The organism is Streptomyces sp. NPDC048462, from assembly GCF_043200175.1.
In the GTDB taxonomy this organism is placed as follows: domain Bacteria; phylum Actinomycetota; class Actinomycetes; order Streptomycetales; family Streptomycetaceae; genus Streptomyces.
Window position 1 is genome coordinate 1 of the sequence record NZ_JBICXG010000007.1, and the last position, 20,261, is coordinate 20,261.

The window sequence follows — 20,261 nt, forward strand, 5'->3', positions numbered from 1 at the left end:
GCGGGGTGCCGGGGGCCGCCCCACCCACCCCGGGCCGGCCGGGGGCCCCCCCGCCGGGGGCTGCGGGCCCCCCCCCGGGGGGAGCGGCCCTTCAGCCGTGTCCGGGTCAGCCGTCGGTGCGGGGTCAGGCCGGGACGGCCGGGGCCACGGGCTCGATCCTGCGGCGTCTGACGAGCAGCACGACGATGAGGGCGACCTGGAGGAGGATGATGAGGACCATGCCCACGGACGCCTGGGGCTCGTCGCCGACGAGGTTGGACACCAGGCTGGTGTCCCAGAGCCCGTGCACCAGCATCGGCAGCAGGATGACGCCGCCGGCACGGAGGCACAGGTAGAAGAAGTAGCCCGAGGTGGAGACGATGAGGGCCTGGAAGATGGCCTGGGTTCCTTCCCCGAACGCGTTGCTGACGTGGACGAGCCCGAAGACGAGCGAGGAGTAGAGGGCGACCTTCCCCTCCGTGAGTCCGGCCCGGTGGAAGACGTGCACCCCGATGCCTCGGAACATGAGTTCCTCACCGACCCCGACGAACAGCCCCAGCAGGAGCAGGCAGACCACCAGGGAGACACTCTGGTCGGCGAGGTGGCCGTAGTTCAGACCCACCAGAGCGACCACGAGCATCGAGATCGGCACCCAGCGAACCCAGCGCCGCACGGGGGCCCGGTAGTGCAGGACCTCGCCCCACCAGCCGAGCCAGGTGACCACGGCCGCGGCGAACACGATCGACGCACCGATCGGGATCAACGCGTTGCGCACCAGGGATTCGGTGGTGGGGAACTGACTGTCGGAGTAGCTGGTGTCCACCCCGGTCAGCTGTCCCAGGCCCTGAATGATGCCCACGTACACGACCACCACCACCAGGAACCACGGCCATGACAGCTCGCGCCCCGGCCGGCCGTCCCGTATCGAGTCCGTCGTGTCCCGCACTGGTTCTCCTTCGTCCGGCAGAGAAGAACCTCACCGGTTCTCACGCAGCCATGGGTACTGCCACTTCCCATGAGAATCTCATACAGAATAGAACAAATGTTGCGGACCGTCCGATGGTCCTGCAGGAGTGGACCGAAGCCGGTCGCGGCCCACCGGCGGCCCGGGATGGTCAGTGACCGGGTGTCGGACTCCGTGGCACGAGCGACCAGGTGCGTTCGGGGGATGCCGGACCAGTCGGCCCGCAGGCGCTGTTCGCGCGGGAACACGCCCCGGAGCCTGCGCGGCGGTCCAGGCGATACGGATATCCGTTGGCTGCGGCCGCACGGAGGGTGCTGTGATGAGGCGATGACCGCACCGACCCCGCCGCAGCGTGAGATCCGCGCACTCCACACCGACACGACCGTCACCGTCTACCAGGCCTACCCGCCCGCCCTTGGCCTCCCCGCCGCCCGCGACGGATGCTTCCCGTCCGCCTGGAAGCGGGATCGCATGACGTGGATAAAGCCGAGTTTCCTGTGGATGATGTACCGCTGCGGCTGGGCCACGAAGGAGGGCCAGGAGACCGTCCTGGCTGTCGAGATCACCCGCGAGGGCTTCGACTGGGCGCTCTCCAACGCCGAACTCTCGCACTACGAACAGGGCGTGCACCCCGACCACGCCGCCTGGCAGCGCACCCTGCGCAGTGCCCCGGCGCGCGTCCAGTGGGACCCCGAGCGCGATCTGCACCTGAACCGGCTCCCGTACCGCTCGCTCCAGCTCGGCCTCGCGGGTGAGGCGGCGCGGCGCTACGCGGACGAGTGGACGGTGTCCGTCCGCGACGTCACCCCGCTGGCCCGGGAGATCCACGAGCTGGCTCGGGCGGGCCGGGACGACGAGGCGGCCCGGCTGCTGCCGGGGGAGACGCCGTACCCCGCCCCGTCCTACGGACTTTCCCCGGCCGCGCTCCCGTCGGCCGGCTGACCCCGCCCGCCCGCATCCGGGTCCGGTCCGCCGGATGCCGCTGTCAGGACCCCAGCAGCGCGCCGAGCAGCCCACCGACGATCCGGCTGAGCGGTCCGCCTTCCGGTGTTCCGTCGCCGGAAGGCGCCTCTTCCTTGGGGCCGCCGCCGCCGGCCGGTGCGGTGGCGGACCCGGAGGCCGCGCCACCGGTCCTGGGCGGCGCGCTCTGCTCGGCGCCGGCCGGAGTGTCGGCGGTGGGCGGTGCGGAGGGGCCGGCCGCCTTGGGAGGCATGGGTGTGACGGCCGGATTCTCCCCGCGTGCCGCGGTGGGCGCGTTCGCACCGGGAAGGGCGGAGGGCCTGCCTTCGGCGGAGGGCTGGACCGCAATACCGGCGGAGCCGCTGGACGTTGTCGCGTCGGGCTCGGGCGTCCACCCGGTGGCCTTCGGCCATTCTCCGTACGGTATCTGCGTCACCCCGTCCTGGGGTGCGGCGTCCGACACGCCACCGACCGCCTCCGGGGACGGAGACGGTGCCTTCTCGCGTGTCATGCCCATCGCACGGGGCAGTTCGAGGAAGGGCGCGCTGGAGTCGCCGCCGATCAGAGTGGCGACCACAGTGGTGGCGTAGCAGGAGCAGACGAGTGCCGTGATCACGCCGGCGCGGCGCCAGGTGCGGCTGCGACGCCCGGACGCGTCGACGAAGACCGGACCGCTGCTGTGCGCGACCTGACCGCTGCTGCGCACGGTCGGCTCGGTGTCGCGCGCGAGGGGCCCGACGCCTCCGGTCGCGTCGGCCGCTGGTGGGACGGCGGCGCGGTCACCGGAGCAGGGGACGTCCGGTGCCGCTGCACCGAAAGCCGCGGCCAGGTCGTCCCATATACCGGCGGGGGCCGGGTCCGGTCTCTCTCCGACGAGCTCGGCACCGCCGCGCGCGTCACTCTCCTCCCGAACTGCCGTGTCGCCTCTCATGTCCTGGTGCACCGGTTCTCTGCGCATGCCCACCCCTGGCCCCTCGCGGTTCGGCCTGTCCGGCCTCGTGCCGACAGGTTGATCCGTTCGCCGGGGTACGTGCCGCGCACGCGCGGCGCAGACCGGAAACCTGGCCCGGTCATCCCTCCCCACCTCTTCGTTCGATTCCAACGGCGCTGCGGATTGGTCAAGTTGGCCTTGGATTCGAAAACCTTCCGGTGGAGGCGTGAGCGAATGAGGCGGGTCCGCCCGGCGGGCATACCGCAGGCGGAGTACGCCCGCGGAGCTCCGTACCTCCTGAGGAGGCCGGGCACCTCCCCCTGGGGGCTGCTCGGACCCGGTGGCGTCCCGCTTAGGCTCGACACATGGAGACCCCTCACGCGCGTACGCCCCGGTGGCGGCGCCTGCTGCCCCGCAGCCGCGGCCGGTGGGCCGCCGGCATCGCCGCACTCGTCGTGCTGGCCGGTGCGGGCACCTGGACCGCCGTGGCCGACGACAGCGCGCCGGCCGTGCACCGGCAGGACCGGATGATGCGCATCGACGGGGTGTCCATCGACACCTCGTACTTCACCACCGGCGGCTCGCAGCGACGGCCCGCCGTGCTCATCGGCCACGGCTACGGCCGCACCAAGGACGACTCCCGCTCCCAGGCGCAGCAACTGGCCCGCGACGGATACGCCGTGCTGACCTGGTCCGCCCGCGGCTTCGGCAAGTCCGGCGGGAAGACCTCCCTCAACGCGCCCGACGCCGAGGTGAAGGACGTCTCCCGGCTGATCGACTGGCTGGCCGGACGGCCCGAGGTACAGCTGGACGCCACGGGCGACCCGAGGGTCGGGGTCACCGGCGCCTCCTACGGCGGAGCGATCTCGCTCCTCGCCGCCGGGTACGACCGGCGCGTCGACGCCATCGCCCCGGAGATGACGTACTGGAACCTCGCGGACGCGCTGTTCCCCGACGGGGTGTTCAAGAAGCTCTGGGCCGGGATCTTCCTGACCACCGGCGGCGGCTGCGACAACCTCGACAAGCAGCTCTGCGAGATGTACCAGCGGGTCGCCGTCAGCGGGAAGCCGGACGCGGCCGCCCGCGCACTGCTCACCGAACGGTCGCCGAGCGCCGTGGCCGACCGCATCAAGGTGCCCGCGCTGATCATGCAGGGACAGGCCGACTCCCTCTTCCCGCTCGGCGAGGCCGACGCCATGGCGAAGGCCATCAAGGCGAACGGCGCGCCCGTCTCCGTCGACTGGGTGGCCGGCGGGCACGACGGCGGCGACAAGGAGTCCCAGCGGGTACGGCAGCGGGTCACCAGCTGGTTCGACCGCTATCTGAAGGACGACAAGGGCACCGACACCGGACCGGCGTTCCGCGTCACCCGGACCGGTGGCATCGACTCCACCGACGGGGCGGCCGCCCTCACCCGCGGCGCGAGCGGCGACACCTACCCCGGGCTGCACAGCGGCGGGGAGCAGGTCGAGCTGCGCGGCGGGGCGCAGACGTTCAACAACCCGGCCGGAGCATCCCCGCCCGCCATCTCCGCCGTCCCCGGCCTCGGCGGCGGCCTCGCCCAGCTGTCCAACTTCGGCGGGGGGCTCTCCGTCGACTTCCCCGGGCAGCACGCCCGCTTCGAATCCGCCCCGCTCAAGACCGCGCGCCGGGTCACCGGATCACCGACGGTCAGCGTGAACGTGAAGGCGGCCAAGGGCGACGCGGTGCTGTTCGGCAAGGTGTACGACGTATCGCCGGACGGCAAGCAGCAGGCACTGCCCTCACAGCTCGTCGCGCCCTACCGGATCACCCCCGGCCAGCAGGGCAGGCCCCTCACCCTGAACCTGCCCGCCGTCGACCACGAATTCGACTCCGGCCACCGGCTCCGGCTCGTCCTGGCCGCCACCGACCTCGGCTACGCCTCCCCGGCCGCGCCGACCACGTACACCGTCTCCGTCGACGGCCCCCTCACCATCCCCACCGCGCCCGGCCTCACGACCGCGGCCGCCGGCCTGCCCCGGTGGACCTGGGCGCTCCCGGCCGCCGCCGTCCTGATCGCCGCCGCCCTGCTGCTCACCATGCGGCGCCGGACCACGACCCCCGCGCCCGACCCCGCGCTCACCGACGTACCGCTCCAGATCACCGGCCTGTCGAAGAAGTACGCCAGGTCCGCCGACAGGTACGCCGTCCGCGAGCTGTCCTTCCGGGTCGAGAAGGGCCAGGTGCTCGGGCTGCTCGGGCCCAACGGCGCGGGGAAGACCACCACGCTGCGCATGCTCATGGGGCTCATCACCCCGGACGACGGGGAGATCCGGGTCTTCGGGCGGGCCATCCGCCCGGGAGCGCCCGTCCTGTCCCGGGTCGGCGCCTTCGTCGAGGGCGCCGGATTCCTGCCGCACCTGTCCGGCCGCGCCAACCTGGAGCTGTACTGGCAGGCCACCGGGCGGCCCGCCGCCGACTCGTACATCGACGAGGCCCTGGAGATCGCCGGGCTCGGTGACGCGCTGGCCCGCGCGGTCCGCACGTACTCGCAGGGCATGCGGCAGCGGCTCGCCATCGCCCAGGCCATGCTGGGCATGCCGGACCTCCTCATCCTCGACGAGCCGACCAACGGCCTCGACCCGCCCCAGATCCGCGAGATGCGCGACGTGATGATCCGGTACGCGGCCGGCGGCCGGACCGTCATCGTCTCCAGCCACCTCCTGTCCGAGGTCGAACAGTCCTGCACCCACCTGGTGGTCATGGACCGAGGCCGGCTCGTCCAGGCGGGCCCGGTCGCCGAGATCACCGGCTCCGGCGACATGCTCCTCGTCACCGCGGCGGAGAAGCTCACCGAACCCGTCGTGGAGAAGACCGCCGCGCTCCCCGGCATCGGCTCCGCCGTCCGCACCGACGACGGGCACGGACTCCTGGTCCGGCTCGACGGGGCGACGTCCTCGCAACTGATCGCGGAACTGGTCCGCCTCGACGTCCCGTTGACCGGCGTCGGGCCGCACCGCCGCCTGGAGGACGCGTTCCTCACCCTGATCTCCGGAGGCTCCGCATGAGTACCGCAGCCGAAGTCACCGAGGCCCCCCAGGCGCCCGGATACCGGGCCCGGCACACCCTCCCGCTGCGCGTGGAGGCCGCCAGGCAGCTGCGCAGGCGACGCACCATGCTCATGGGCGGAGTGCTGGCCGCCCTGCCGTTCATCCTGATCATCGCGTTCGCGATCGGCGGCACCCCGGACGGCGGGCCCGGGGGCGGCAGCCGGCTCACCCTGATGGACACCGCGACCGCGTCCGCCGCGAACTTCGCCGCGACGTGCCTGTTCGTCTCGGCCGGCTTCCTGCTCGTGGTCCCGGTCGCACTGTTCTGCGGGGACACCGTCGCCTCGGAGGCCGGCTGGTCCTCGCTGCGCTATCTGCTGGCCGCGCCCGTGCCCCGGGCGCGGCTGCTGTGGAGCAAGCTCGTCGTGGCGCTCGGCTTCAGCCTGGCCGCGATGGTGCTGCTGCCGCTCGTCGCGCTGGCCGCGGGAGCCGCCGCGTACGGCTGGGGGCCGCTCGAACTGCCCACCGGCGGCGCGCTCGCCACCGGGGACACCGTGCCCCGGCTCGCGCTCGTCGTCGCGTTCGTCTTCGTCTCGCAGCTCGTCACCGCCGGACTGGCGTTCTGGCTGTCGACCAGGACGGACGCCCCGCTGGGCGCGGTCGGCGGCGCGGTCGGGCTCACCATCGTCGGCAACGTGCTGGACGCCGTCACCGCGCTCGGCTCCTGGCGCGACTTCCTGCCCGCGCACTGGCAGTTCGCCTGGGCGGACGCGCTCCAGCCCGAGCTGGAGTGGGCCGGCATGGTGAAGGGCGCCTCGGTCTCGGTCGCGTACGCCCTGGTCCTCTTCGCCCTCGCCTTCCGAGGATTCAGCCGCAAGGACATCGTTTCCTGAGCCCGGCGCTCCGCCGAACTCGCCCTGGACGTTGCCGCATCGAGATCCATCCGCAACCTGCTCACCGGCTCCCCGCACCCCGCTCGCACGTCATATCCACACATGGGGACACGACGGAGCAGGGGGTACGGGGATGGCATACCGGACACGCGCGCACAGCGGGAAACGGATGTACCGAGGGGCGATGGGGCTGCTCCTGGCAGGCGGGGTGCTGCTGACGGGCTGCTCGGGGGAGGGAAGCGGAACCAAGAGTTCCACCGAGGACCGCCGAGGAGCGCCCGCCCCGGCCGCCACCGGGAACGGCGCGAAGGGCGGTGCGGACAGCGGCGCGCGTGAGGCGGACGGGGCGAAGGAGACGGACGGAGCGAAGAAGGCAGTCGGGCCGGAGAAGTCCGTGGCGCCTGACTACCTGTCCACCTTCGCCCTGGACGTGGACACCGCCTCCTACGGATACGCGCGCCGCACGCTCGCCGACGGCAGCCTGCCCGAGCCCGGGACCGTACGCCCCGAGGAGTTCGTGAACAGCTTCCGCCAGGGCTACCGGCGCCCGAAGGGCGACGGCTTCAGCGTCTCCGTCGACGGGGCACGGGCCGGCGCCGGGGGCGGCGACTGGTCGCTGGTCCGGGTCGGTCTGGCGACCAGAGCCGCACCGAGTACCGCCGAACGGCCGCCCGCCGCCCTCACCTTCGTCGTCGACATCTCCGGCTCGATGCAGTCGGCCGACCGGCTCGGCCTGGTGAAGAGTTCCCTTGCCACCCTCACCGACGAACTGCGCGACGACGACTCCGTCTCCCTGGTCACCTTCAGCGACAAGGCGGAGACGCTGCTGCCGATGACCCGGCTGCGCGACCACCGGGGGAAGATCCACGACGCGGTCGACTCCATGGAGGCCACCGACTCCACCAACGTGGAGGCAGGCGTCCGGCGCGGTTACGAGGAGGCGGTGGACGGCCACCGCGAGGGCGCCAACAACCGGGTCGTCCTGCTCTCGGACGCGCTGGCCAACACCGGTGAGACCGACGCCGACGCGATCCTCGAACGGATCGGCTCCGCCCGCCGCGAGTACGGCATCACCCTCTTCGGGGTCGGGGTCGGCAGCGACTACGGCGACGCGCTGATGGAACGGCTCACCGACAAGGGCGACGGCCACACGACGTACATCGCCGACGAGGAGCAGGCCCGCAAGGTCTTCGTCGACCAGCTCCCCGCGCACCTCGAACTGACGGCGCGCGACGCGAAGGCACAGGTGGCCTTCGACCCGAAGACCGTCGAGAAGTTCAAGCTGATCGGCTACGAGGACCGCAAGGTGGCCGACGACGACTTCCGCGACGACCGGGTGGACGGCGGCGAGGTCGGCCCCGGGCACACGGTGACCGCGCTCTACGCCGTGCGCCTGCGGGACGGTGCCTCGGGCCACGTGGCCACCGCCACGGTCCGCTGGCTGGACCCCGAGAGCCGTGCCGCGCACGAGGAGACGGGCGAGGCGGAGACCGGGGCGCTCGGGGGACGGCTCTGGGGCGGTCGCAGCACCCGGTTCCAAGTGACCGCGTTGGCGGCCTACTTCGCGGAGAGCCTGCGCGGCGGCGAACTGCCGGGCGCGCCCGGCCTCGGTGAACTCGCTTCCAGGGCAAAGACGCTGGCCGAGGAGACGGAGGACGACTCCGTGTCGAAGCTGGCGGCCGCGATCAGCGCCGCGGACCGGCTCAGGGTCGGCCGGGGCGACACCGGCGCGGCTACGGGAGAGGGCGAGATGGACTGACGGGGGCGAACTCGACGACAGGCCCCAGCCCAGGCGGAGCACCCTCGGTCGCACGTTCATGCGAATTCCGGCTGTGCGGCCGGGGGCGCTGGGCCATGATGAGCCCATGGCCTCCCTGTTCCTCGCTCTCGCCGTGATCACGAACGGCCTGTACGCGGGCTTCCTGCTGACGTTCCTGGTCGTCGTGATGCCCGGCCTCGCGGTCCTGCCGGACGACGGATTCACGGCCGCGATGCGCCGCTTCAACGAGAAGGTCCCCGGACCCGGGTTCCTGATCGTGTTCCTCGGCGTGATCGCCTTCCCCGTCGCCACGCTCGCCACCGGGAACAGCGGTTGGGGATGGCCGCTGGTGGCCGGGGCGCTGGCCTGCGCCGTCCTCTCCCACGTGGTCACGATCGCGGGCAACATCCCGCTCAACAAGGCGCTCGCCGTAGCGGAATCGGTGTCCGAACCGCTCTCCGAGCCGGTCGCGGCGCCCGCCTCGGTGTCGGCACCGGCCGCAGCGGCACCGGGCGAGGGCGAAGAGGCCGGAGAGGTCGGCGAGAGGGCCGACAGCGCGGCCCGTACCGCGTTCGAGGCCCGCTGGAACATCCTTCACCAGATCCGGACAGCGCTCTCGCTCGCCGCGTTCATCCTGCTGATCATCGCCGCCAACTAGGGCCCGGGACCCAGCCGGCCAGAAGATCGAGTGCCTGGCGTTCGGGTGAGCCGGGCTCGGGCGAGTAGACGGTGATACGGAGCCCGGGGTCAGCGGGCAGGTCGAGCGCTTCGTAGGGCAGGGCCAGGTCCCCGACGAGCGGGTGGCGGAGTTGCTTCACGCCGGAGTGGTGGAACCGCACGTCGTGCCGAGCCCAGCGCCGGGCGAACTCCTCGCTCTTCGTGCAGAGCTCGCCGATCAGGTCCATCAGGCCCTTGTCCTGCGGCGAGCGGCCGGTCTCGGTGCGCAGCAGGGCGACCGAGTCGTTGGCGGCCTTGTCCCGCTCGGGCCAGAAGTCGGCAGAACCAGGATCGAGGAACAGGAACCGCGCGGTGTTGACCGGACCGCGCTGCGCGAACAACGGGGAATCGTAGACCGGGGCGTACAGCGCCTGGCCGAGCGAGTTGGCGGCGAGGATGTCGAACCGCCCGTTGCGGATGTAGGCGGGCTGGTCGGTCATCGCGTCGAGCACCCGCAGCACCACCGGTCGGATCCGCCCCGTCGCAGTAGGTGGCCGACGCTCCGACGCGGTGGCCGCGCGGGCCAGGCCGTAGAGGTGGGCCCGCTCGGCGTCGTCGAGCTGAAGTGCCTGGGACAGGGAGTCCAGCACCGAGTCCGAGGCGCCCCGCAGGTTCCCGCGTTCGAGGCGGATGTAGTAGTCGACGCTCATCCGGGCCAGCAGCGCCACCTCCTCCCGGCGCAACCCGGTCACGCGCCGATTGCCACCGAAGACGGGCAGCCCGGCCCGCTGGGGCGTGATGCGGGCGCGGCGGGTGCTGAGGAACTCCCTCACCTCATCGGCCCGCTCATGCCTCCTGCTGTCGGTCACATCACCACCGTAGGTCGTGCGGCGATGTGCTGGGAGGTACTGCCGTTACCCGGAAGAGCCGTGACTCCCACCCGCGCACGAACACGGGTTCCATGCAGGGACACAGCAAGGCGGAGCACGCTCACACCGACCAGCAAGGCGTCAAGTGGTAGACAACCGATTCACATCGCATACGGAACTCTTCGATCTGAGCGGAAAGCGCGCACTGGTCACCGGTGGCACCAGAGGCATCGGGATGATGATCGCGCGTGGGCTTCTCCAGGCGGGCGCCCGCGTGGTCATCAGCTCACGCGACGCGGAAGCGTGCGCCCGGGCGCGGGAACAGCTGTCCGCGTTCGGTGAAGTGCGGGCCATCCCCGCCGACCTGTCCCGCCACGACGAGTGCCGGCGGCTGTCCGGCCTCGTCGCCGCAGGCTCGGAGCGCCTAGACATCCTCGTCAACAACGCGGGCGCCATGTGGGACGAGCCGCTGGAGACGTTCCCGGACGCGGCCTGGGACACGGTCGTCGACCTCAACCTGAAGTCGCCGTTCTGGCTGGTCCAGGCGCTGCTGCCCGCACTTCGCAGGGCGGGCACCGTCGACGATCCCGCGCGGGTCATCAACATCGGCAGCATCGCCGCCATCCACATCCCCCAGCGGCCCAACTACTCCTACTCCAGCAGCAAGGCCGCACTGCATCAGCTCACCCGAGTGCTCGCCAAGGAACTGGGACCGCAGCACGTCAGCGTGAACGCCGTGGCGCCGGGACCGTTCCCGTCCTCGATGATGGCTGCGACCCTCGATGAGCTCGGCGAGGCGATCGCGGCGGCGGCCCCACTGCGCCGGATCGGCCGCGACGACGACATGGCGGGTGTCGCCGTGTTCCTCGCCGGCCGGGCAGGTGCGTACCTGACCGGCGCCGTCATCCCCGTCGACGGGGGCATCGCCACAACCGCGTAGTGCCGGACTCGGTTTCTGGATCAGTGACGAGGACCTGCGGGCGGGGGGCTTCCGTAACGTCCGCCGGACCTACGAAGCCGCTGGATCCGGACGGGAGCCGCCTGACCCGGACGAGAGGTACTAGTGCCGCGGCAGCCAAGGTCCGCCCCGTCGCGACGCCCGGCACGCACTCTCGCCGCACCGGCCGAAAACCCAAGTACATCCAGTACAAGGGCTTCCGGCCGGCACGCCGAGAGCACGCACCTGACGCCGCTCCTTGACGGGCAAACCTTGGCTGCCGCGGCACTAGCTCCTGTCGGCCGCTGCCCGCCCGGGGCCCCGGCGTCCGCGCCGCCCGCCGGACTCCGGGGGCGCCCAGCCAGGACCCGGCTGGTAGGCGAGCCGCCAGGTGTACCCGTACACCCCCCGGACGCCGGTGAACGCGCCTATCAGGGCCAGGCACCAGGACAACGCGTCCGGTCCCGGGCCGCGTTCGGCGAGGACGAGGGCGATGAGGGTCACCGCGGCCATGGCCAGCGCGTAGCCGTGCACATCCGGGCGGTAGAGGGAAGCGCGCGGAGCGCGGCGGACGCGCCGGGGTGCCGTGGGGAAGGCGTGCTCCGGCGCGTACGCCGCCTCGGCGGCGTGGCGGTCGGTGGACCCCCAGACCACGTAACCGTCATCGGTGACCAGCGCGGCGCCCATCTGCTCCACCGGATCGCCCCAGGAACCACCGGCGGCCGCCCAGCACAGCCACCCCTCCCGGCCCTCCAGGACAGCGGCCGACTCCAGGTCCAGCCAGGGGAACTGCGGGCTCTCCTCGTCCGGGGTCCGCAACGCGATCTGCCGGTCCTCGGCCACCACCATCAGCCGGCGCGACGCGCTCCAGCGCCCGTCGCCCTCGCCGACCCAGACGGCCGGCCCCACCCGTACCCGGCGGGCCGCGACTTCACCGGCGGCGGCGTCCCGGCGCAGCTCGGCCGGCCCGGAGTGGGCCGGCCCGCTGGTCAGGCCGGACACCCAACCGCGCAGCAGCAGCAGCGAGAGCAGCGCGGCGACCGCGATGAGCAGCGGCATCACCGGGTCCAGCGGCCCCGCGTGGGCGCCGATCGTGCGCACCACGACGAGCGGGAACACGGCCATGAACAGCGAGGGCATGAGCGTCGCCCGGGTCAGCCGGCGGCGGGGCAGCTGGGCCGGGACGGGGACGAAGCCCGTGCCGTGCGGCAGCGGCGGGGCAGTCAGCGGCGGGGCGAGCGCCGCGCCGGCCCACCACAGAACGCTGAGCAGCACCGTCAGGCCCGCGTAGAGAGCCGAACTGTCGCCCAGCAGCGCGTTGTCCGGGGTCGGGAAGAGCAGGGACAGTGCCGTGACGGCCCCCGTCACCAGTGCCGCGGTTCCGGTGACGCGGCACCACCAGGTCGCACGTCTCAGCCGCACCGGATTGCCTCTGTGTGCCACGGTTCCCCCTTCGGGCCCGTGGGCCCGGTGATGCGCACCGCCCCGTCGCGGTGTTTCCGGTATCGATTCGCCCGGATCCTACGCCGCGTTCCGTAATGGGTGAACAAAGTTCCGAAGGGTGATGGTACGGACATCGGTGACCGGGCTTGTCCGGACAGACGGCGGGCCCGGATCCCCTGGGGAATCCGGGCCCGCCGCGGTCTCACGCCAGGTGGAAGACCTCGGCGAGCGGCACCATCGCGTCGTCCGCCGTCTCCGACTGCTCGAAGTAGTCCGCCATGTCCCGCTGCCACCGCTCGTTCACCTCGGTGGCGGCCATCGCCTCGCGCGCCGCGTCGAAGTCCTCCGTCTCCAGATAGCCGACCAGCAGCCCGTCCTCGCGCAGGAAGAGCGAGTAGTTGTGCCAGCCCGCCCCGGACAGCGCGTCGAGCATGTCGGGCCAGACCGCGGCATGCCGCGCGCGGTACTCGTCGATCCGGTCCTCGCGTACGTTCAGCAGGAAGCAGACACGCTGCACGGCAAGGCCTCCCTCATTCCTGTGAAGTGGCGGCTCAGAAGTCGAACGTGTCGATGTTCTTCTTGTCGAAGACGGTCGGCTTGCCGAGGATGACCTCGCCGTCCTTGCCGATCGTGTACTCACCGAGCTTGCCCGCCTTGAACTTCTCGCCCTCGGCACCGGTGATCTGACCGGACGCCAGCGCCGCGGCCGCGTACGAACCGAGGTACCCGAGCTCCTCCGGGTTCCACAGCGAGAACTGCTCGACGGTGTCGTCCTTGACGTACTTGCGCATCTGGTTCGGCGTGCCCAGCCCGTTCAGCACGACCTTGCCCTTGTACGAGGAGTCGCTCAGGTAGCGTGCGGCGGCCGCGATGCCGACGGTGGTGGGCGAGATGATCCCCTTCAGGTCGGGGTAGGCCTGCATCAGGCCCTGGGTCTGCTGGAACGACTTCTGGTCCGCGTCGTCCCCGTACGCCACCTTCACCAGCTTCATGTCCTTGTACTTGGGTAGCTTCAGCTCGTCCTTCATGAACTCGATCCAGGTGTTCTGGTTCGTCGCGTTCTGGGTGGCCGAGAGGATCGCGATCTTGCCCTTGTAGCCGATCTGCTCACCGAGGTGCTGCACCAGGCTGCGGCCGATCTCCTCGGAGCTCGCCTGGTTGATGAAGAGCTGACGGCACTCCGTCGCGGTGTCGGAGTCGTACGCCACCACCTTGATGTTCTTCTTCATGGCCTGCTTCAGCGGGCCGCACACCGCGTTGGGGTCGTTGGCGGCGACCAGGATCGCGTCCTGGCGCTGCTGGATCAGCGTGTTGATGTAGCTGACCTGGGAGGAGGCGCTGGCGTCGGACGGGCCGACCTCCTTGCCGGTGCCGCCGTACTCCTTGGCCGCCTCGATCCCCGCGTCGTCGACGATCTTCTCGTACGGGTTGTTGATCTGCTTGGGCAGGAAGGCGAGCTTCAGCCCCTTCTTCAGCGCAGCGCCCGGATCGGCCTTCGCCGTGGCCCCGGCCTTCGTGGACTCCTTGTCGGAACTGTCCTTCGTGGTGCCGGAACAGGCGCTGAGGGCGAGGGCGAGCGAGAGCGCGCCCGTGGCGGTGGCGACGGCGCGACGACCGGCGGCGGTGCGGAGCATCATGGCGGCGGTGTGCCTTTCGAGGAGTGCTTTCGAGGAGTGGATACGAGGACGGAGCGGGAGGGGCGGGTGCCGGCGGCGCGCCGGTGTCGTCGTTCGACCACGGTCGCGATGACGCGCGGGGTGAGGACGGACGCCACGAGCAGCAGGCCGGTCACGATGACCTGCACCTCGTTGGCGATGTCGTTGAGGGTCAGCAGGTTCTTCAGGACACCGATGAGCAGCACCCCGGCGACCGCGCCGAAGAGCGTGCCCTTTCCGCCGTCGAAGTCGATGCCGCCGAGCAGCACGGAGGCGATGACGAGCATTTCGAAGCCGAGCCCGTTGTCGGCACGGGCACTCCCGTAGCGGAGGGTGAAGACGATGCCCGCGAAGGCGGAGAAGAGTCCGGTGACGACGAACAGCAGCAGCTTGATCCGCTTGACCCGGATGCCCGCGAAGTACGCGGCCTCCTCCTGCGCCCCGATCGCGAACAGCGAACGTCCCAGGCCGGTCGCGTGCAGCACGATCGCGGTGACCGCGGCGAGCACGATGAACAGCAGCACGGGGTAGGTGAGGAAGGTGCCGGGCACCGTGGTGGTGTCGACGGCCCAGTCGGCGTACGTCTGCGGGAAGTCGGTCACCGCGTCGCTGCCGAGCGCCACCGAGGCCAGGCCCCGGTAGAGGGCGAGCGTACCGATGGTGACGGCCAGCGACGGCAGCCCGACCTTGGTGACCAGCCAGCCGTTGAGGAGTCCGCCGGCGACGCCCACCAGCAGCACCACCGGCACGATCGTCTCGAACGCCCACCCCGCGTCCCACAGCGCACCGGTCAGCGCACTGCCCAGGCCCAGCATGGAGGCGACCGACAGGTCGACCTGTCCGGCGATCACCAGAAGCGTCATCGGCAGTGCGATGAGGGCGACTTCCACGATGTCGTTGAACGCGAACGCGAGGTTCTCGCCGGAGCCGAAGCCGTCCGTGGTGGCGAGCCCGGCGACGACGACCGCCACCAGGAGCGCCCCGACCGCACTGTCCCAGCGCAGCGCCAGGCCGCGCAGCGAACCCTTCGTCCTGGCCGGGCCCTTCGGGGCGGCCGGCACCGCCTTCTCGGTCTCAGGCGCCATTGCCATGCCGGGCGCTCCTCTTCCTCAGTGCGGTGGTCATCCGCAGGTTCACTATTCGGTCGATGCTGATGGCCAGGAGGAGCAGTGCGCCGGTGATGGCGCCCTGCCAGAACGAGTCGACCTTCAGGACCACCAGCACGCTGCCGATGGTGGTGAGCAGCAGGGCGCCCAGTGCGGCGCCCCAGACCGTTCCCGTACCGCCGGTGATGGCGACGCCGCCGACGACGACGGCGCTCACGACGGTCAGCTCCCAGCCGTGCGCGTTGTCCGCGACGACCGTGCCGAACCGGGCGAGCCACAGGGTGCCGGCGAAACCGGCGACGGCCCCCGAGAACGCGTACGCGGCCAGGATCCGGCGCCGGATCGGCACCCCGGCGAGCACGGCGGCCTCCGGGCTCGACCCGATCGCGTACAGCTCGCGCCCCGAGCGGTAGCCGCGCAGGAAGTACGCGGTCGCCGCCAGCAGCGCCACGGTGATCAGCGGCAGGTACGGCACGCCCAGCAGGCTCCCGCTGCCGAGGCCGAGGATCTGGTCGGGGACCTCGGCGGCGCCGATCTGGTCGCCCTGGGCCCACCAGTAGTCCACGCCCTGGATGATGTAGAGCATGCCGAGCGTGACGACGAGCGCGGGCACCTTGCCGAAGCTGACGAGCGCGCCGGAGACCAGCCCGCACACCACCCCGATGGCGATGCCCAGCAGCATGACGGTGAGCACGCCGTGATCGGTCCCGGCGACGAACTTGCCGCAGGCGAAGGCCGAGAGCCCGACGACGGAGCCGACCGACAGGTCGATGTTGCGGGTGATCACGACGGCCGACTGGCCGACCGCGAGCAGCACCAGGATCGAGGAGTTGAGCAGCAGGTCCTTGATGCCCTGGTCGGACAGGAAGCGTGGATTTGCCAGGTAGGTGCCGAGGATCAGCAGGATCAGCGCCCCGGCGATGGAGATCTCGCGGGCCCGGAAGACGGTGTCCACGAGCGAGGCCGCGCTGCGGGCCGGTGCCTTCGGGCCGCTGTCCGGCGGGCTTTGGACGGTGGTGGTCATGCCGCTGTCCTTTCACCGAGTCCGGTCGCCGCCGCCATGACGGTCTCCTCGGTGGCTTCCTCGCGCGGGAGTTCGGCGGCGAGCCGGCCCTCGTGCATGACGAGCACCCGGTCGGCCATGCCGATCACCTCGGGCAGGTCGGAGGAGATCATCAGCACCGCGAGCCCTTCGGCGGCCAGTGCGGAGAGCAGCCGGTGGACCTCGGCCTTGGTGCCGACGTCGATGCCTCGGGTCGGCTCGTCGACGATGAGTACGGAGGGTTCGGTCGCCAGCCATTTGGCCAGCACGACCTTCTGCTGGTTGCCGCCGGAGAGCACCCCGGCTGTGTCGGCCAGCCGGTTGTACTTGAGTTGCAGGCGCAGCGCCCAGTCGGCCGCCCGGTCGTGTTCCAGGGCCCGGCTGACCAGCCCGCCGCGGCGCACCTTGCCGAGCCCGGTGAGGCCGATGTTGCGCTCGATCGACATCTCCATGACGAGGCCGCGCTGCCGGCGGTCCTCGGGTACGAGGGCGAGCCCGGCGGCCATCGCCGCGGTGGGCGAACCGGCGCGCAGTACGGTGCCGTTCACCCGTACCTCGCCCGCGTCGGCGCGGTCGACGCCGAAGACGGCCTGCGCCACCTCGGTGCGGCCGGCCCCGACGAGCCCGGCCAGCGCGACGATCTCGCCCCGGCGCACCTCGAACGACACGTCGCGGAAGACGCCTTCCCGTGTCAGGCGCCGCACGGAGAGCGCGACTTCCCCGACGGCGGCGTCCTGCTTCGGGTAGAGGTCGTCGAGATCGCGGCCGACCATGCGACGCACGAGACCGTCCTGGGTGAGCCCGTCCAGTGGCTCCGAGGAGATCCACCGGCCGTCGCGCAGGGTGGTGACGCGCTGGCACAGCTCGAATATCTCGTCCAGCCGGTGCGAGATGAACAGCACGGCCGCACCCTCGGCGCGCAGCGCCCGTACGACCGAGAACAGCCGGGCCGTCTCGCTGCCGGTGAGCGCGGCGGTCGGCTCGTCCATGATCAGGACGCGGGCCTCGAAGGAGAGCGCCTTGGCGATCTCGACGATCTGCTGGTCGGCGATGGACAGTCCGCGGGCCGGCCGGTCGGGGGCCAGATCGACACCGAGCCGGCGCATCAGCGCCTCGGTCGTGTCGTGCACGGCCCTGCGGTCGATCCGGCCGAGGGAACGCCGGGGCTGACGCCCCATGAAGATGTTCTCCGCGATCGACAGGTCGGGGAAGAGCGTCGGCTCCTGGTAGATGACGGCGATACCGGCGTCGCGGGCGGCGGCGGGGCCGTTGAAGACGACGGGCTTGCCGTCGAGCAGCACGACACCGTTGTCAGGGCGGTGTACCCCGGCGAGTGCCTTGATGAGGGTGGACTTCCCCGCGCCGTTCTCCCCGGCGAGTGCGTGCGCCTCACCGGGGAAGAGTTCGAGGGACACGTCCTGCAGAGCCCGTACGGCACCGAAGGATTTGCTCACACCCTTCAGCGCCAGCACCGGGGCCGGCTCCGGGGCCGAGTCCGGGCCCTTGGCGGACTTGTTCATGAGGGGCTCCTGAGCGGTGGACCGAGCCGGCGGAAGGCCGTAGGGGCCCACACGTCGTGAAAGGTTTCAATCGGGCTCCTCGGAAGCTAGACGGGGTGCGAGGGCGTAGTCAATGGGTGCGCGGTGGGAATCTGCTCAGGTTGGGGGGAGGTGTGAAGGGAAAATGGCTACCGTCGGCTCGCGGGCGTGCGGGTCCTCGACGGCACCTCGATGAGGCGGAAGTTCGCCGCCGTGGTGAATCGATTCACATACGTGGTTGGTGCTCGCGCGGGACGTAGGCGGGTTCCGGTGCGGCCGCGGGTGCGGCGTTCCCGTGCCGCCACGCGGGGCCGCACGGCGCCGACGGAGGAGCGGGTGCCAACGAGTCGGCCGATGTGAGCGGGTGAGCCGGTGTCAGCGGGCCAGCCGGCCGAGCAGGGAGCCGGCGGCCGTGATGCCTACCGCGGCGGCGAAGGCCAGCACCCCGAAGTCCAGGCCGAGATGGGACGGGGTGCCGATGAGCAGCCCGCGCAGCGCGTCGACCTGGTAGCTCAGCGGGTTCACCTTGCTGACCGCCTGGAGCCAGCCGGGCATCAGGGCGACGGGATAGAGCGCGTTGGAGGCGAAGAACAGCGGCATCGTGATGGCCTGTCCGATGCCCATCAGCCGGTCACGGGTGAGCACGATCCCGGCGATCGACATCGACAGGCAGGAGAAGAACGCCGAGGCGAGCACGACGACCACGGTCACGCCGAGCAGATGCAGCGGGTTCCAGCTCATGCCGACGCCGAGCAGCGCGGCGATCACGATGACGACGACGGCCTGGATCACGGCCTTCACCCCGGCGGCGAACGCCTTGCCCGTCACGAGGGCCGAGCGCGGGGTCGGAGTGACCATGAGTTTGGTGAGGACGCCGGAGTCGCGCTCCCAGATGATCATGATGCCGTAGAAGATCGCGATGAACATGGCCGACTGGGCGATGATCCCGGGCGCCAGGAAGTCGAGATAGGGGACGCCGCCGGTGGGGATGGCGTGGATGCGGGAGAACGTCGTACCGAAGATCAGCAGCCAGAGCGCGGGCTGGACGGCGCGGGTGTAGATCTCGGTCCGGTCGTGCATCAGCTTCTGCAGTTCGACGGCGCACATCGCGCCGACCCGGGCCGGTACGACGCGCCAGCCGGTGCGCGGCGGTGGCGGGGTGAGCAGCAGGGCGAAGCGCGGATCGGGCTCAGCCGCGCCGGGTTGCGGTGCGACGGGTACGGCGGACATCGTTGAACGCTCCCTTCTCCGCCTCGGACCCGGGGTCGTCCAGGCCGCTTCCGGAGTGGTGCCGGAAGACGTCCTCCAGGGACGGCGGCGGGGCGGCGGGTTCACCGGATTCCCGGCGGTGGGCGACCAGTTCGCCCTTGAGTTCGGCGGGGGTGCCGAGCGCGCGGAGCCTGCCGAGGTGCATCAGGGCGAGCCGGTCGCAGCGGCGGTCGGCCTCGTCCATGGAGTGCGTGGTCACCAGGACGGTCATCCCGGTGCCGGTCCGGATCTCGTTGATGCGGTCCCAGACGCTGTCCCGGGCGATCGGGTCCAGGCCGATCGTCGGCTCGTCCAGGATCAGCAGCCGGGGCGCGCTGACGAGGGCCTGGGCCAGTTCGAGGCGGCGGACCATGCCGCCGGAGTACGTGGCGGCGAGCCGGCCCGCGACATCGCCGAGCCCGACGGCGTCCAGGGCCTGGGCGACCCGGGCCGCGCGCTCACGGCGCGGCACGTCGTACACCCGGGCGAACAGCTGGACGTTCTCCAGGCCGGTGAGCCCGGCGTCGGCCGACAACTGCTGCGGTACGTAACCGAGCAGGCGCCGCACCGCCATCCGCTCCCGGGCCGCGTCGTGGCCGAACACCTCGACGACCCCGCTCGGCACGGGAAGCAGCGTGGTGATGGCGCGCATCGTGGTGGTCTTGCCCGCGCCGTTCGGGCCGAGCAGCCCGAACACCTCCCCGGGCCGGACCAGCAGGTCCAGGCCGTCGACGGCCTTCGAGTCGCCGAAGCTGTAGGTCAGGGCGGTGCATCGGACGGCGGGCACGGCTTCTGTGGTCACTCGGTCTCATCCTCCTCACGTATGGAAGCGGCGAGTCTGTGCAGGGCCGGTAGCGCGGCGGTGAGCGCCGCGCGGTCCCCGCCGTCGAGCCCGGCCAGATGGCGGCGGAAGAGCGCCTCACGGCGGGCGTGCCACTCGTGCAGCTTCTCCGCCCCGGCGGGGGTGGGATAGAGCAGCGCGGCGCGGCCGTCCCCGGGGTCCCTCGCCCGCAGCAGCAGCCCCTCGGCGACCAAGTGGTTGACCAGCGTGCTGACCGAGTTGGCCGCGAGGCAGAGGCTCCGTGCGGCCGTCGAGACACGTACGCCGGGCTCACTGACCACCAGCCGCAACAGCTCGGCGTGCGCCCCGCGCAGCCGGGGAGCGGACAGCCCACTCCACAATCTGCGCCGGGCGAGCCGCTGGATACGGGGCAGAAGTCCGGCGAGTTCGTCGGACAGCTCACTCGCCTTCACCGCTCCATGTTAGCT

General features: G+C 71.5%; 18 protein-coding genes. 6 read left to right on the plus strand and 12 right to left on the minus strand.

Features of this window, described 5'->3' with window-relative positions; translation table 11 throughout:
• Positions 1–124: 124 nt before the first annotated feature.
• Positions 125–925 carry a CPBP family intramembrane glutamic endopeptidase gene (locus ACGFU6_RS14390; RefSeq protein ID WP_393610821.1) on the minus strand — a complete coding sequence of 267 codons (801 nt, stop codon included), beginning with the start codon at positions 923–925 and terminating at the stop codon, positions 125–127.
• A gap of 345 nt (positions 926–1,270) precedes the next feature.
• Between ACGFU6_RS14390 and ACGFU6_RS14395 the strand changes: the two genes are divergently transcribed.
• Positions 1,271–1,885 (plus strand): DUF4291 domain-containing protein, encoded by a 615-nt coding sequence (locus ACGFU6_RS14395; RefSeq protein WP_393610823.1) that lies wholly within the window; start codon positions 1,271–1,273, stop codon positions 1,883–1,885.
• Between the two features lie 43 nt (positions 1,886–1,928).
• Here the strand turns inward: ACGFU6_RS14395 and ACGFU6_RS14400 are convergent, their stop codons facing one another.
• A complete protein-coding gene (locus ACGFU6_RS14400; RefSeq protein ID WP_393610824.1) occupies positions 1,929–2,861 on the minus strand; it encodes a hypothetical protein in 933 nt (310 codons plus the stop codon).
• A gap of 338 nt (positions 2,862–3,199) precedes the next feature.
• Here ACGFU6_RS14400 and ACGFU6_RS14405 point away from each other — a divergent pair, with 338 nt between their 5' ends.
• The 4 genes from ACGFU6_RS14405 (at position 3,200) to ACGFU6_RS14420 (ending at position 9,155) form a co-directional block, all read left to right on the plus strand.
• A complete protein-coding gene (locus tag ACGFU6_RS14405) occupies positions 3,200–5,863 on the plus strand; it encodes an alpha/beta fold hydrolase (RefSeq protein WP_393610826.1) in 2,664 nt (887 codons plus the stop codon).
• Positions 5,860–6,738: an ABC transporter permease gene (locus ACGFU6_RS14410; RefSeq protein ID WP_393610828.1), complete on the plus strand. Its 879-nt coding sequence runs from the start codon at positions 5,860–5,862 to the stop codon at positions 6,736–6,738. Before ACGFU6_RS14405 ends, ACGFU6_RS14410 begins: the two co-directional genes overlap by 4 nt.
• 133 nt (positions 6,739–6,871) lie before the next feature.
• Entirely contained in the window at positions 6,872–8,497 is a 1,626-nt protein-coding gene (locus ACGFU6_RS14415; protein ID WP_393610830.1) for a von Willebrand factor type A domain-containing protein, read from the plus strand.
• A 106-nt stretch (positions 8,498–8,603) separates the two neighbouring features.
• Positions 8,604–9,155, plus strand: a complete 552-nt coding sequence (locus tag ACGFU6_RS14420) for a DUF1772 domain-containing protein (RefSeq protein ID WP_393610831.1) — start codon at positions 8,604–8,606, stop codon at positions 9,153–9,155.
• Here the strand turns inward: ACGFU6_RS14420 and ACGFU6_RS14425 are convergent.
• Positions 9,139–10,023: a helix-turn-helix transcriptional regulator gene (locus tag ACGFU6_RS14425; protein ID WP_393610833.1), complete on the minus strand. Its 885-nt coding sequence runs from the start codon at positions 10,021–10,023 to the stop codon at positions 9,139–9,141. The two genes, ACGFU6_RS14420 and ACGFU6_RS14425, sit on opposite strands and share 17 nt — an antisense overlap.
• Before the next feature lie 145 nt (positions 10,024–10,168).
• Here ACGFU6_RS14425 and ACGFU6_RS14430 point away from each other — a divergent pair, with 145 nt between their 5' ends.
• Positions 10,169–10,963: an SDR family oxidoreductase gene (locus ACGFU6_RS14430; RefSeq protein ID WP_393610835.1), complete on the plus strand. Its 795-nt coding sequence runs from the start codon at positions 10,169–10,171 to the stop codon at positions 10,961–10,963.
• Between the two features lie 285 nt (positions 10,964–11,248).
• On the opposite strand, the gene ACGFU6_RS14435 is transcribed toward ACGFU6_RS14430, so the two are convergent.
• From ACGFU6_RS14435 to ACGFU6_RS14475, 9 genes are all read right to left on the minus strand, one after another.
• Entirely contained in the window at positions 11,249–12,403 is a 1,155-nt protein-coding gene (locus tag ACGFU6_RS14435) for a hypothetical protein (RefSeq protein ID WP_393610837.1), read from the minus strand.
• 202 nt (positions 12,404–12,605) lie between these two features.
• A complete protein-coding gene (locus ACGFU6_RS14440; protein ID WP_393610839.1) occupies positions 12,606–12,920 on the minus strand; it encodes an L-rhamnose mutarotase in 315 nt (104 codons plus the stop codon).
• Between the two features lie 34 nt (positions 12,921–12,954).
• Positions 12,955–14,040: a rhamnose ABC transporter substrate-binding protein gene (gene rhaS / locus ACGFU6_RS14445; RefSeq protein ID WP_393610841.1), complete on the minus strand. Its 1,086-nt coding sequence runs from the start codon at positions 14,038–14,040 to the stop codon at positions 12,955–12,957.
• Positions 14,037–15,149: an ABC transporter permease gene (locus ACGFU6_RS14450; RefSeq protein WP_393610843.1), complete on the minus strand. Its 1,113-nt coding sequence runs from the start codon at positions 15,147–15,149 to the stop codon at positions 14,037–14,039. The genes rhaS and ACGFU6_RS14450 overlap by 4 nt, the downstream gene beginning before the upstream one ends.
• Positions 15,133–16,188, minus strand: coding sequence for an ABC transporter permease (locus ACGFU6_RS14455; protein WP_393610845.1), 1,056 nt, complete (start codon positions 16,186–16,188; stop codon positions 15,133–15,135). The genes ACGFU6_RS14450 and ACGFU6_RS14455 overlap by 17 nt, the downstream gene beginning before the upstream one ends.
• Complete coding sequence (locus ACGFU6_RS14460) at positions 16,185–17,726, minus strand: sugar ABC transporter ATP-binding protein (protein WP_393610847.1); 1,542 nt, start codon at positions 17,724–17,726, stop codon at positions 16,185–16,187. The genes ACGFU6_RS14455 and ACGFU6_RS14460 overlap by 4 nt, the downstream gene beginning before the upstream one ends.
• 393 nt (positions 17,727–18,119) lie before the next feature.
• Positions 18,120–18,974, minus strand: a complete 855-nt coding sequence (locus ACGFU6_RS14465; protein WP_393610849.1) for an ABC transporter permease — start codon at positions 18,972–18,974, stop codon at positions 18,120–18,122.
• Positions 18,934–19,794, minus strand: a complete 861-nt coding sequence (locus tag ACGFU6_RS14470) for an ABC transporter ATP-binding protein (RefSeq protein ID WP_393610851.1) — start codon at positions 19,792–19,794, stop codon at positions 18,934–18,936. Before ACGFU6_RS14470 ends, ACGFU6_RS14465 begins: the two co-directional genes overlap by 41 nt.
• Positions 19,791–20,246, minus strand: a complete 456-nt coding sequence (locus tag ACGFU6_RS14475) for a MarR family winged helix-turn-helix transcriptional regulator (RefSeq protein WP_393610853.1) — start codon at positions 20,244–20,246, stop codon at positions 19,791–19,793. The genes ACGFU6_RS14470 and ACGFU6_RS14475 overlap by 4 nt, the downstream gene beginning before the upstream one ends.
• Positions 20,247–20,261: the final 15 nt, after the last annotated feature.